This window comes from Pseudoalteromonas sp. TB25, assembly GCF_000497995.1.
GTDB lineage: Bacteria > Pseudomonadota > Gammaproteobacteria > Enterobacterales > Alteromonadaceae > Pseudoalteromonas > Pseudoalteromonas distincta.
Genome location: NZ_AUTI01000345.1, coordinates 25,594 through 39,098 on the forward strand (window position 1 = coordinate 25,594; position 13,505 = coordinate 39,098).

At 38.7% G+C, this 13,505-nt stretch carries 15 protein-coding genes and 1 tRNA gene; 10 read left to right on the top strand and 6 right to left on the bottom strand.

What is annotated here, in order from left to right; all coding sequences use genetic code 11:
* Positions 1-18: 18 nt before the first annotated feature.
* Complete coding sequence (locus tag L652_RS0114140; RefSeq protein ID WP_024597540.1) at positions 19-687, bottom strand: LiaF domain-containing protein; 669 nt, start codon at positions 685-687, stop codon at positions 19-21.
* 328 nt (positions 688-1,015) lie between these two features.
* Between L652_RS0114140 and L652_RS0114145 the strand changes: the two genes are divergently transcribed.
* The 4 genes from L652_RS0114145 (at position 1,016) to L652_RS0114160 (ending at position 3,008) form a co-directional block, all read left to right on the top strand.
* Entirely contained in the window at positions 1,016-1,582 is a 567-nt protein-coding gene (locus L652_RS0114145; RefSeq protein WP_024597541.1) for a BON domain-containing protein, read from the top strand.
* Positions 1,583-1,654: 72 nt separating this feature from the next.
* Positions 1,655-1,813 (top strand): YqaE/Pmp3 family membrane protein, encoded by a 159-nt coding sequence (locus L652_RS1000000124580; RefSeq protein ID WP_002957822.1) that lies wholly within the window; start codon positions 1,655-1,657, stop codon positions 1,811-1,813.
* Between the two features lie 368 nt (positions 1,814-2,181).
* Complete coding sequence (locus tag L652_RS0114155) at positions 2,182-2,679, top strand: hypothetical protein (RefSeq protein ID WP_024597542.1); 498 nt, start codon at positions 2,182-2,184, stop codon at positions 2,677-2,679.
* A gap of 252 nt (positions 2,680-2,931) precedes the next feature.
* Positions 2,932-3,008, top strand: a tRNA-Ile gene (locus L652_RS0114160).
* Between the two features lie 310 nt (positions 3,009-3,318).
* On the opposite strand, the gene L652_RS0114170 is transcribed toward L652_RS0114160, so the two are convergent.
* Positions 3,319-3,648 carry a 5-carboxymethyl-2-hydroxymuconate Delta-isomerase gene (locus tag L652_RS0114170; RefSeq protein WP_002957818.1) on the bottom strand — a complete coding sequence of 110 codons (330 nt, stop codon included), beginning with the start codon at positions 3,646-3,648 and terminating at the stop codon, positions 3,319-3,321.
* Positions 3,649-3,855: 207 nt separating this feature from the next.
* Here L652_RS0114170 and L652_RS0114175 point away from each other — a divergent pair, with 207 nt between their 5' ends.
* The 6 genes from L652_RS0114175 to L652_RS0114200 all read left to right on the top strand — a co-directional run bounded on the left by L652_RS0114175 (position 3,856) and on the right by L652_RS0114200 (position 8,909).
* Complete coding sequence (locus L652_RS0114175) at positions 3,856-4,341, top strand: CreA family protein (RefSeq protein ID WP_002957817.1); 486 nt, start codon at positions 3,856-3,858, stop codon at positions 4,339-4,341.
* Between the two features lie 47 nt (positions 4,342-4,388).
* On the top strand, positions 4,389-5,162 hold the full coding sequence (locus L652_RS0114180; RefSeq protein ID WP_024597543.1) for a hypothetical protein: 774 nt from the start codon (positions 4,389-4,391) through the stop codon (positions 5,160-5,162).
* 11 nt (positions 5,163-5,173) lie between these two features.
* Complete coding sequence (locus L652_RS0114185) at positions 5,174-5,812, top strand: LysE family transporter (RefSeq protein ID WP_024597544.1); 639 nt, start codon at positions 5,174-5,176, stop codon at positions 5,810-5,812.
* A gap of 27 nt (positions 5,813-5,839) precedes the next feature.
* Complete coding sequence (locus L652_RS0114190) at positions 5,840-6,334, top strand: gamma-glutamylcyclotransferase family protein (RefSeq protein ID WP_024597545.1); 495 nt, start codon at positions 5,840-5,842, stop codon at positions 6,332-6,334.
* Positions 6,335-6,349: 15 nt separating this feature from the next.
* Positions 6,350-7,891 (top strand): serine hydrolase, encoded by a 1,542-nt coding sequence (locus tag L652_RS0114195; protein ID WP_024597546.1) that lies wholly within the window; start codon positions 6,350-6,352, stop codon positions 7,889-7,891.
* Positions 7,892-7,991: 100 nt separating this feature from the next.
* Entirely contained in the window at positions 7,992-8,909 is a 918-nt protein-coding gene (locus tag L652_RS0114200) for a histone deacetylase family protein (protein ID WP_024597547.1), read from the top strand.
* A 13-nt stretch (positions 8,910-8,922) separates the two neighbouring features.
* Here L652_RS0114200 and L652_RS0114205 read toward each other — a convergent pair whose 3' ends face one another.
* The 4 genes from L652_RS0114205 to purD form a co-directional block, all read right to left on the bottom strand.
* Entirely contained in the window at positions 8,923-9,216 is a 294-nt protein-coding gene (locus L652_RS0114205) for a hypothetical protein (protein ID WP_002957811.1), read from the bottom strand.
* A gap of 6 nt (positions 9,217-9,222) precedes the next feature.
* A complete protein-coding gene (locus L652_RS0114210) occupies positions 9,223-10,032 on the bottom strand; it encodes a DUF2797 domain-containing protein (RefSeq protein WP_024597548.1) in 810 nt (269 codons plus the stop codon).
* Positions 10,033-10,054: 22 nt separating this feature from the next.
* Positions 10,055-12,595: an EAL domain-containing protein gene (locus tag L652_RS0114215; RefSeq protein ID WP_024597549.1), complete on the bottom strand. Its 2,541-nt coding sequence runs from the start codon at positions 12,593-12,595 to the stop codon at positions 10,055-10,057.
* A 112-nt stretch (positions 12,596-12,707) separates the two neighbouring features.
* A partial coding sequence (purD, locus tag L652_RS0114220) for a phosphoribosylamine--glycine ligase (protein WP_024603515.1) occupies positions 12,708-13,505 on the bottom strand: 798 nt, incomplete at its 5' end.

Here is a 13,505-nt window from a genome sequence, read left to right on the forward strand (position 1 = left end):
TAAAGTGCTGCTACTCAATTATAGTGAGCGGTTATTATTACCCGTGCCAAACTGGGTTTTTAGCTCATTTGCAAAGCTCATAAATTTTTCTTTAATTGTGCGCTTTATTTTCACTTCAACCGAGCCCATTACTGCCTTTCCTTCAATATGAATTGTAGGGCCTTGGCGTTTGTTGAGCGACACAGATTTATTTTCAAGGCTACTTAAAATACAAAACATTTTAGACACTACATTGACATGCTCTGGTACGTAAATTTCATCGCTACCAAAAATACAGTTAACGTGAATAGTTACATTTTGATGCGCAAAAATAGCATCGGTAAAATCAAGCACCACCGATCCCATAAAGTTACTCAAATATATATTTTTTGGTACAACCCACTGACCACTTCGCTCGTTAGATCCTAAAATACTGCGTAATGTAAAATCATCATCACTGTTTTGCTGTGCACTATAATGTGGTGTAAATTGCGATTGTTTTTCTGCTTTATATTGCTGATCGGTATTAAGTGTTAAGTCTTCTACTAAGGCTAGCAGTGCTTCGTTATTAGGTGCATCCATCGCATTATCTAAACGTCTTTCAAATGCATCAACAGAAATAACACCATGACTGTAATTATAAATTAATTGATCAATCACTTGTTCGCGTACTTGCTCTATTGGGCGGTCTTCAACTTTTACAGACATGAGTTATTCCTTCTTATATTTACTATTGATACTGCTATTGTAGTTAGATTGCAAACCGCGTACCAAATATAATTTCATTAATAATCAATTGGTTATTATTTAACGGTGTTTTTTGTTTTGTTATATTAACGATAGATTAACCAAAAGAGCAATTATCTAGCTATTTTCACTATTTGAGAAAGTTTTACCGAGTAGCCTGTAAATAGTTACACAAACATAGATAAGGTTTAATCTCTTAATTAATTCAAATCGTTGAATTTAAAGGGTAAATAAAGTTGGCCTGAAGCTCGCATTAGTTAAAGTGTCTTTAATCAAAAGGAGAAAGATTATGAAAACATTTAACAAATCTATTATCGCAGCTCTAGTTCTTGGTACTACGGCTATGGGTGCCCAAGCAAACAGCTGGGAAAACGAAAGTAAAGATGCTTGGATTGATGGTAAGGCAGAAACCGTTCTACTTATGAACACTAATCTAAACAACTTTGACATTAACACTGATGTAAAAAATGGCAAGGTAGTACTTACAGGTAAAGTTAATAGCGAACTTGATAAAGAGCTTGCAGAAGAACTTGTACTTAGCCTCGATGGTGTAACTGATGTTGATAACAGCCTTACAGTTGTTAAAAGCATGGACACCGAAGATAAAAGCAACGACATGATGGACGATGATGATAACGACCTAACGGACGCTAAAATCACCACTGTAATCACAACTCGCTTCCTGTTTGACTCAGAAGTAGGTGGTACAGACATTGATGTTGATACCGACAACGGTGTGGTAACTCTGAATGGCTCTGTAGAGTCTGAAGCTGAAAAGCAACTAGCAGTTAAAATTGCTAAAAATGCTGAAGATGTTCGCGACGTAGTTGATAAACTAGCTATTGTTGCTGAATAATACAGTATAGTTAAGGCCCAGTAATGCTGGGCTTTAAGTCTTTTCAATGTTTAATTTAAATGGAGTTTGATCATGGATATTATTCGTATAATACTTTCGGTTTTATTACCGCCATTAGGTGTGTTTTTGCAAGTTGGCTTAGGTATGCATTTTTGGTTAAATATTCTATTAACACTGCTAGGTTATTTCCCAGGGTTAATACATGCAATCTACATTATTGCGAAAAAATAATGTAGATTATATATTGTGTAAGCCGACTACTGAGGTCTAGCTAAATACTTTAGTACCGATCGGCTCACAATATTAGTTTTTAGATGGTTTTTAGGTTAAATCCAATTTTTAAAGCTCTTTAACCCATTAATTCACTTCCTTAACTCACTCCCAATATTATTTTAAAACTATACTTATTGTTTACTAATAAGCTTTCCAGCTAACAGTCGCGCTCAGATTCTGACTTGATGCCATTTAGGAAATCTTCAACATTAGTGTGTTTATACATCTACAATATACAATCAAATACCTTATTATTTAGTGACAATATTTCCTTCACTTCTAGTGTTATCATTAAACTAGGTTTTTAGGCATATTGAGGTAGTTAATTGAATATTCGACTTATAATGTCAGGCGTTGTGTCATTCGTTTTTTATTTTAGTTGGGCCTACTGGGCAAATAGCGCGGCAGACATTGCTAAATCGGTCACTCTTCAAGCTGCATTAGTGCAAGGTTTGTATAGTGGATTTGTAACGCTGTTTTTTACCTTTATTTTAGAAAGGGTCGTCAACAAGTATAAGTTTAGTTATGTAACGCTTGCGTTCGTAACTCCAATTATTTGTATGTTTCATTCTAAAACACCACAAAACGTAGCAATACGACAAAGTTTTAATAATGCAATTAACTCTAGCGCCTCGTATTTAAGTAATAAAAAAATAGCAGGCGTACTTTTTGCGCCTATTGTTCCGATTACTGTCCAATCGAGCTTAGTGATTATGGTAAATGTAGTTAATCAGACACCTAATTTGGCACTGGCAGTAGCCCCAAGCATATTTTTTACAGCCTTGTATGCCTACTCGTATATGTTAGCTTTGCTTAAAAAGTAGAGGGTTAAATATGAAAGACTATATGGGATAGGTTTTGTTTATAATTTAATGCAGTGAATAGCACGGTAAATACCTTACATTTTATGTTTATGCCACTTAAAAGATTACTATTTAAGCAGTTAGCTTGTTGATTGTTAAAATAAAGGTTTTTGGTAGTGACAAGCACCTAAAAAGTTTTTATACTGCAACCCGCTTTAGTCGCTCTGTGACTGAACGCTTCAAAAATTAACTGCCTAGCAGTTATATAAAGTTGGCCCCTTAGCTCAGTTGGTTAGAGCACACGACTCATAATCGTTAGGTCCCCAGTTCGAGTCTGGGAGGGGCCACCACTTTTACTAATTTCCCAAGTAAATATCTATCCAAATTATTTAAAGCTACATTAATTTAATATTGTGTAATTTTTATTCTTTAGTTACCCCTAAGAATAAACGTAATCTAAATAAAGTTAATCCATAGATTAAGCTAAGCTTTCTTAAATTTGGAATAGTGCGAATGCACTATTAAATTCCAGCGTTAGATCAGATGCTTTGCTTTATAAGTGACAGTGATCAGCATTTAATGTCAGAAGACAAAAAAGCCCCTATTGGGGCTTTTTACTTACTAGTGTTTACTTTTATTGCTCAAAACTACAAGAGTTAACTAATTTTTACGGTATATCTCATGCTCAATATCGTAAATATTTACGCTTAGACTGTCTGATGCTCTGCAATATGTTTTTAAACATGAAAGTAGCAGTTCGCTTAACATTTGTTTTTGCTCAATTGAGCGCCCTGCCAAAATATGTACCGCGATATGTATAAACCCTGATTTTCCTGCGCCAAGTTGATATTGCTGATAAGCAATAGCACGTGTTTTTATGGTTTCTAATTCAAACAAGTTACTTTCGAAAGCGGTTGTATGAATTTTTTCTACCAGTACTTGAGGTAAAACGGGGAGGTCTTCTGAGTGTTCAATAATAATGTGCGGCATTTAGGCGTTTCCTATTATGAGTTACTGCATGAGCGAGAGGTAATTGTACCAAATACAAGAGGGGTCACTAAATCCTGAGCTATCTAAAATCTTTACTTTAAACTAATTTAGTCGTATTTATTTTTGATGTTAGTATAAAAACAAACAGGTGAACCTTCGCTTAGTAACTTATCTACTAAGTTACCTATATATTGATTAAGGATAAGTATGAAATTACCACAAAAATTTAAACGTTTAGCTTTACTTGCAGGTGCAATTGTTACGTTAAGTGCTTGCTCTGACGATGTTGCTTCGGTAAGCCTTGGGTTATTTACAACTAAAGATGTTGTGGTGAATTCGCAGCAAGATCCTATTGTTGAGGGCGTTACTTGTCATATTAGTCATATAGAGGCTAATTTGGACTTTTCTGATCCCTCTGATATGTCTATAGCGTGTCGTCAAACGGGGCCAATTACAGCGCAGCAGCTACAAAAAATAGACCGCAGCAAATCGGGCGAGGTGATATTCAAATCATCTAAAAGTATATTATTTAAATCACTAAAAGTGCGTCGTATTTACGATGCTGAAAATCGTACTTTATTGTACTTATCGTACTCAACTAAAGAGTCCAGTGGAAGCCACCACCATGCGCTATCTACTGTGCCGCTATACAATACTCAAGCGTGGGACTGGGCGCTTACACAAAAAGACTAAGTTAGCACCTACGTAAGCACCTAAACTAAAACCTAAAAGAGCACACTATGTTAGCTTTATTTAAATCAAAGCCATTATTAGAGCAGCAAGAACAGCAATGGCTTATTGATACATTTATTTGGGCTGTAGAAAACTTTGATGCTGAGTTTTTTACAAAGCACACTCAAATAATACTGCCAACGGCCACTTTTTTCCCTGATTCGGTATCGAGCATTGAAGAAATGGCGAGTAATGTTTTTAACCGCGTTACTAATTACGCGGGTATGAACGCATGGCCTATCCAACTAGTTGCACCGCAGCAATTACAACCGCAAGTTTTTCCACACTTTGAATTTAGCAATGAAATACGTGGCGAAGGCAGCCATTTAATTGTGCCGCCAAGCCATACGATTAATATTTCTTTTAATCCTAACCAGATTAATCAGCCACAAGATTTAGTGGCAAGTTATGCAGGTACTCTGGCCACCATACTTATACATCACGTGGGGGTGCTACCGCCAGGTGGTAGGGAGTATTTACCACAAGCTGCTGATGCACTTGCTTGTTTTTTAGGGTTTGGTGTGATGATGAGCAACACGGTGTATCAGTTTAAAGGCGGGTGTGGCTCTTGCTATAATCCATACGCTAACCGTGAAGCTAAGTTAAGTGAAACGCATACGGTATTTATGCATGCCCTAATTAGTTACTTTAAAAACGATACGGTGTCTAAAAAGCACTTAAAGCCGCATTTACGTGGCCAGTTTAAAAAAGCACAAAAAGAAATTAAAGCATTGGTAAATAACTCGGCCAACCCGCTGTTATTAGCTTATTCGCCAAACTAGCAAGGATCTGCGTGGAATACTTAGATGAATTTTTACTGATTGTTATTGCTCATTTTTTTGCAGTAGCAAGCCCAGGGCCTGACTTTGCCGTAGTACTTAAGCAAAGTGTGCAACAAGGAAGGCGCAATGCATTGTGGACAAGCGCAGGTGTTGGCGCTGCTATTTTACTGCACGTTGCCTATTGTGTTTTAGGTGTTGCGCTTATTTTAACGCAATCGCCTAGTTTATTTATGGCGCTCAAGTACCTTGCTGGTGCATATTTAGCTTACTTAGGCGTACAAGCTCTTAGAGCTGCAAAACCGCCTGCAAGTAATGAAGGCGAGGCTGTAAAAGATGTTGAAAACAAAACCGTTCAAGAGGAACCCGTTTGGGTGGCTTTTAGGCGCGGCTTTTTCACCAATGCATTAAACCCAAAAGCCACGTTATTTTTTATGTCGTTATTTACACTCGTGATTAGCCCAACAACACCTACTAGCATACAGGTCGGCTACGGCGTGTATATGGCATTGGCTACTTGGGCGTGGTTTTCAATGCTTTCAATGATGCTTTCTCGAGATAATGTAAGGGGCTTTTTCCAACAACGCGGTTATTGGTTTGACCGTGGAATTGGCATTATTTTAATTGCACTTGCAGTACGTGTTGTTATTTAACTTATTCAAAAAGCGCAGGAGATAAAAATGCCGCTATATAATTTCTCGTTTGGTTCTAATATGTCATCTAATCGTTTGTTAGCGCGCTTGCCCAATGTAAAGCGTGTAGGAACTGCGGTACTTAAAGGCTACGAGCTTACTTTTGATATGCTATTTAAAGATGGCTCAGGTAAATGCAGTATTTGTCCAAGCGATAAAGAAGATGCATTGGTTTACGGCGTTATTTATGAGCTCAATGAAGAAGAAAAAGCTATTTTAGATGGTATTGAGGGCGTAGGTTACGATTGTGTAGATATAGCCCCGACGCTTTTAACGGGTGAGACTGTAGCCGCACATTGTTATATAGCTAATACCCATGACAGCGATGTACTGCCATATGATTGGTACATAAAACACGTTCATCGCGGTTCACTTGAAGCGGGCGTACCAAAAGAATACAGTGATGCCATATTAAATCGCGCACAAAAAAGCGACACCAATCAAGAGCGCGCAGCAATTGAATTTGCAGTTCATCAAAAATAATAAAATAGGATTGATATGAAATTAACCAAACTTGCCGCAATTGCACTATTAGCAGGCACTACGTTTAGCAGCTGGGCACAAGTTGATACCAACAAAGTTGACGATGTAATTAAAGCGTCAATGGCACGTTTTGACGTACCCGGGATGGCAGTTGCCATTGTTGAAAACGATAAAGTAATATTTGCTAAAGGCTTTGGTGTAACTAATCTCGATACCAACAAAAAAGTAAACAAAGACACTTTATTTGGTATTGCTTCAAACACAAAAGCATTCACTACTGCGGCACTGGCAAAGTTGGTTGATGAAGGTAAATTAAGCTGGGATGACCGCGTAATTGATCATTTACCCGAGTTTAGATTGTACGATTCGTACGTAACACGCGAAATGCGTATTCGTGACTTATTAAGTCATCGCAGTGGGCTTGGGCTTGGGCAAGGCGATTTAATGATTTGGCCAAGTACCGATAAATCAGTTGATGAAATTTTAGCGGGATTACAGTATTTAAAACCAGCGAGCAGTTTTCGTAGTAAGTACGCTTATAACAACTTGATGTTTGTTACCGCTGGTGAAGTGGTTGCACGTGTGGCGGGGATGAGCTGGAACGATTACATCGAAAAAAATATATTACAGCCGCTGCATATGGATAACTCACGCGCGGGCTTTTCACGTATTCCTAAAAGTAATAAAAACTGGGCGACAGGTCATATTCCTATGGATGGCACGCTTCATCCATTTTTTGTGAACTATCTTGAGGACTTTAGAGGCGCAGGCGCCATTGCATCAAGTGTAAGCGACATGAGCCAATGGCTTCGTACGCAATTAGCAGGCGGTAAAATGCCAAGTGGCGAGCAGCTATTTAGTGAAAAGCAACAAGCGCAAATGTGGCACCCACATATTACATCTATGGCGTCTAAAAGTGCGTTTGAATCGTATCACCAGCAGTTTAGGGGTTATGGGTTAGGCTGGAGTATTGAAGACTACCACGGCTTTAAAAAGCTAGGTCACGGCGGTGGTATTTTGGGAATGGTATCGCAAGTTACTTTATTGCCTGAGAAAAACCTCGGTATTGTTATTTTATCTAATCAACAAGCTTTTGGTGCACTTTCGGCTGTAACCCATGAAGTGCTTGAAGATGCACTTGAACTTGAAGATAAAGACTGGGTAGAAGATTTAGCTAAAAGTCATTTTGAAGGCAAGCAACAAGCGTATGCTAATGCAAAACCAGAAGCCCCCGCTGACTACCAACCACAATTACCAAATATTAATTACACCGGAACATTGCACGATGACTGGTACGGCGATGTAATTATTGAGCAGTTAGATGGTAAATTACGCATTGATTTTACCCACACTAAACGCTTGAAAGGCACTCTTGAGCATTACACTGGCAATACATTTATTGTTAAGTGGGATGAAAAATTACTAGAAGCAGATGCGTTTATTCGTTTTGAAATGAGCTCACAAAACCGTGTAAACAGTGCCAAAATGCGCGCGGTATCAACACAAGTGACCGACTTTAGCTTTGACTTTAGAAACCTACATTTAAAAGCAAAATAGCTAATATTGATATTTAAAGTATTGATATAAACCAAAGTCGCAAAGCCACCCATCGGTGGCTTTGCTATATTAAGTTTTTACACCTTGTAAGGGACTTTTTATGCGTACCGCTGTTATTTCTCATCCTCATTGCCGTAAGCATAAAATGATAGGCGACCACCCCGAGTGCCCAGAGCGTCTAGATGCCATAACCGATAGATTACTTGCCAGCGGCGTAGATGTTGGCTTAACACACCTACAAGCACCCAAGGCCGAGCGTGAACATTATCTACTTGCTCACGATGAAGCTTTACTTAAACACGTAGAAAATACGCTACCAACAGAAGGGCTCGCTAATTTAGATGGCGATACGTGGCTGTGCCCCGATTCGTTTAAAGCGATTGAGCGGGCAGTAGGTGCAGGATTGTTAGCGGTTGATGAAATACTTGCCGATAAACTCGATGCTGCTTTTTGCTCAGTACGCCCGCCAGGGCATCACGCTAATAAAAACTCATCATCTGGGTTTTGTGTGTTTAATAACTTAGCTATTGCTGTTAAGTACGCACAAAGCAAAGGGGTTAAGCGCATTGCTATTGCGGATTTTGATGTACACCACGGTAATGGCACGCAAGATATTTTTATTGATGACGAAAATGTACTGCTTTGTTCGTTATTTCAGTATCCGTTTTATCCAAATACAGCGGTTAAAAATAATAGCCATATAGTTAATTCACCTCTGCCAATTGCCAGTAATGGCGACGATTTAAAAGAGGTGTTTGCTCAGCAATGGCTACCAAAATTAAAAGCGTTTAAACCTGAATTACTTTTTATAAGCGCAGGGTTCGATGCTCACCTAGAAGATGATATGGCAAGCTTAAAATTTGTTGAAGATGACTATACTTGGCTTACCGAGCAACTATGTGGCGTTGCTAAAGAGGGCGGTTGTAAAGGGGTTATTTCGTATTTAGAAGGTGGCTATGCGCTATCAGCTTTAGGTCGCAGTGCTGTAGCGCATATAAAAGTGCTTACTGAGGTTTAAATAAAGAGAGTGTTTATAGCCCTAGTAAATCAAACGCCTGCGCAGTACTTAGGGTTTTGATTTTACCAAGGCAGCATTGTCCTTCATTTAATAAGTAAGCTGTAACAAGCTGTGCTAGTTGCTCGCCATTCAATTTAGGGCAAACAGTGCCTTGTAAATTAAGGTAGTCACCTTGCTTGTTAAGTACTCGCACATCGCTTAGTTCACTTTGCGTAACGCTGTGCAAGCACTCTTGTTGCTCTTGTTGGTTATGGGCTATCTCAAGCTCATTATAAATAACCAATAATTGTGGGTAGCTGTTTAACATGGCCCGTTAGCCTACGGTTACTTCATAAGACGTAAATTTACGTATATTAATAACGCCTTTTTCAAAGATTAAGTACTGACCTTTAATACCTTGTAAAACACCACTTACAACAGGGTCTTTATCAAAGTTAAATGAGCTGATTTTTGTTGGGTATTCGGTTACTGGAAAGTTTAAATCAACCACATCTTCATCAAGTTGCTCTATTGCTGTTGCGCCAAATAATTCACTGAGCTCGTTTAGCTTTTCACTAATTTGTGGGATCAGCTCGGCTGCCGCTGCTTTTAAGTCAATTGCGTCGTTTTGACCTTTTAGCATATTGCGCCAATTAGTTTTGTCGGCAATAAATTCAGCCAATGCAACTTCTACTAAACCAGATTGCAGGCGAGTTTGCACTTTAAAAATAGGTAATGCCTGAGTGGCGCCTTGATCAACCCAGCGAGTCGGTATTTGTGTGTGGCGGGTAATACCTACCTTTAAACCTGAGGTGTTAGCGAGATACACATAGTGTGGGATCATGCAGTTTTCTTCGCCCCACTGCGGCTCTCGGCAAGTGCCTTGATCGTAGTGGCAGGTTTCTGGTTTCATTATGCACATATCGCAACTAGCAAGCTTGCGCATACATACAAAACAGTGACCTTGAGAATAGCTTTTTTTGGTTTTTTTACCGCAGTTAGAACATAAAATAGTGCCACTAAAGGTAAGCGTAAGCTCCTTACCTATAAATGCATTTAAGTCTACTAAGTGTTCACCTACAGGTAAGTGATATTGTACTGGTTCGGTTAAGCTCGATTTTAGTTTACGCAGTGTGCCTTGCATCTTTACTTGGCCCCTAAAGATGTTAAAAAGAGGAGTCTAACATTTTTAAGCTATATTGGCTTTTTAAGAAGTGTAAATAGTCGGTGTAAGGCAGTGCTTTTGCGTATAAATAACCTTGGGCGGAATCAGCGTTCATATCTTTGAGCAAGTGATGGATTTCTTGGGTTTCTACCCCCTCAATTGTTATTGATAAATTGAGGTTATGCGCCATATCAATGGCTGTTTGTACAATAACTTGGTGAGTTGGGTTGTTAGGCAAATCAAAAACAAATGACTTATCTATTTTAAGCTCACTAAAGTGATAATTAACTAAGTAGCTAAGTGACGCGTAGCCTGTCCCAAAGTCATCCAGTACCACTTTAATACCTAATGCGGTTAACTCATCAACTAACTTTATAAGTGCATCTTGACTATCTACGAAGGCCGATTCGGTTAGTTCAAATTTAAGTAAGTGTGCCGGCACTTGGTATTTAATTAAAATATTTTCTACTTTTTCGGCTAAATTATTTATGGTTAAGTTTTTAGCACTTAAATTTACGCTAATTGTGTGCTCGTTATAGCCATTTTTAGTAAGCTCAATTATGTCTTTACAAGCTTGCTCTATTACCCACAGTGTTAGCTCGTTAATAATACCTGTGTGTTCAGCAAGTATTATTAGCTCTTCAATTGATAAGTTGCTGTAAGTTGGGTCGGGCCAACGTAATAAAGCTTCAGCACCACTTACGTGGTTACTTAATAAGTTTATTTGAGGTTGGTAATAAAGCGCCAGTTGATTTGTTTTGATTGCTTGTTGCAGCTTAGCGGCTAGAGCAACGTCCATTATCAGATTATTACCGTTTGACGATGACCCAACTTGATTAACGCTACCTTTTGCTTTTTTAAGCGCTAAATAACCACGCTTTAACCAATATTCAAAGTCGTTACTTTTACCTGCACTACTAATACCTATACTGTAACTAAGCTGCAGGTTTAGCCCTTTAATTTCATATTGTTTTGGTAAGCTACTAATTATTTTAGTCAGTAGTGCTTCTAGCATTTCTTGGTTTTGTGTTTTTGTAGAAATACAGGCAAATACACCACTGCTTAAATCGGCTAAGCGAGGACTGGTGTTTAAATCTGTTTCGAGGTTTGTAAATTCACGTTCATGGCTGAGTTCTAATTCAAGCTCTTTGGCTATATGCTTTATAAGTGTGTAGCCCTGAGAAGAGGTAATAATCGTATTGAGTGAATTAAAGTGACGTATTTTTATTAAACACAACGTTGTTGAGCGATTTTGGCTCTGTAGTGCCATAAATGCTTGTTTTAGCTTGGAGCTATTAAGTAATCGTGTTTGTTGTGTATGCGTGGCATGGTAAAGCGCACGTTCTCGCTGATACCTTACCCTGTCAGCTAATGCCATCGCCATTAAAATAACTTCGCACAAAATAGCGACTAAAAAGGCATGGCGGGTTGCAAAGGTATACGGTAAAACACCAGTGAGTTCCATAGGTTGAATTGCCGCACCAAAAATTAGCGGTATCCATGATAAAACATAAAACTTAGCCCACCTAAAACCACTGCGTAACTTGTTATATATTAAAATAATACAAGTAATATAAAGCAGTACCATTACACCAAAAAATATAGGAGCCGCTATATTTTCAGGAATAAACAAGCTACATACAGCAAGAGTAAACATAAGCCAAAGTAGAGCTATACTCATTTTGTAACGCCAACATTTATCTTTATGATAGCGCAAAAACATGGTGCAAAAAGCAAGGGTGAAAAAGGCGACCCCATAATTACTAAACACAATTTGTTCGTGAATAAAGAGCTGCCATTGCTTAGGCCATAAATAAAAACCAAAGCCCAGTACTGCACCCATTAGTGTAATAGCGCTGACGATGTAGCCAATATAAATTAAATAAACACGGTCTTTTATACCAAAATAAAGCACCAAGTTGTAAAGCGCAGCCATCAATAGCACGCCTACAAAAATACCCCAGATCCCAGTTTGAGAGCGCACTAAGTCAATAAACTCTTTATCACGATACAAGTTTACAGGTGTTTTACTTATGCCTATTGTGTCTATTTTTATTACTAGGCGTTGTGATGATTTTCTTTCTACTAAAAAGCGAATATGCGGCACGCTGTATTCAAATAAAGAGAGGGCTTCTTCTTTATCGCCGAGTTTGTATGTTTCAACTAGTTTGTTATTTTTATCGAGGCGATAAACCGTAAGGTGATCGACCATAGGGTTGTCAAAATGTGCTACAACATTTTGCTTGTTAAGGCTTTTATTTTCTAAATCAAGAAACAACCAATAATTTTGTTGGCTAAAGCTCCATGGAACATCTGAAAATGGTTGATGAGTAAGTAATTCAGGTTGGTTAATGATGGTATCGAATGTTTTAGTTTTGGTTTCGTCAATATAGTAGGCGTAATCGAGGTACATTGGAGCCGTTTTATCAATTGTATATCGTGTAGGCACGACTAAGTTTGATGCCAATGTACTGATTATAAAAAATATAAAAATCAGTATGGCAACAGCAATTGCATGGTAACGTAAAGTTCTTAGTTCCAACGTTAATTTACTTTTAAAAAACCTTTTAATTAGTGTAGCACTAAAAAAGCGCAGGGAAACTGCGCTTTTTTAGTTAAATTAATTGGTTATACCAATGAATAGGTATTATAGGCTATTGCTCGCGTGCAATAGCACGGTGAGCTATATCTGTACGATATTCCATACCATCCCAGCTAATTTGTTTAACAAGCTCATAGGCGCGTTGCTGCGCTTGCGTAACAGTGTTACCAAGTGCTGTTGCGCATAATACGCGACCGCCTGCGGTTACAACCTCATTGCCACTTTGTTTAGTACCCGCATGGAACACTTTTTCACCTGCAGGGTAATCCACTTTTAGCCCCGAAATAGCGTCACCTTTAGGGTAATCACCAGGGTAGCCTTTAGCGGCAAGTACAACACCAACGGCTGCGCGTGGGTCAAACTCAATTGTTGTTTTATCAAGTTCTACACGGTTAGCAGCTTCAATCAATTCAACCAAATCTGATTGCAAACGTAGCATCATTGGTTGAGTTTCAGGGTCGCCAAAGCGACAATTGTACTCAATTACTTTAGGGGTACCTGTTTCGTCAATCATTAAACCTGCATATAAAAAGCCGGTGTACGGATGGCCTTCGCTTGCCATGCCTTCTACCGTAGGGTAGATCACTTCGTTCATAATACGCTGGTGGATTTCATCAGTAACAACTGGCGCAGGTGAGTATGCACCCATGCCACCCGTGTTAGGACCCGCATCGCCATTGTAAGCGCGTTTATGATCTTGGCTGGTTGCAAATGGTAATACGTTTTTACCATCAACCATTACGATGAAAGACGCTTCTTCACCGTCTAAAAACTCTTCAATAACAACACGACTTCCCGCATCGCCAAAAGCATTACCCGCAAGCATATCGCGAATCGCTTCTTCGGCATC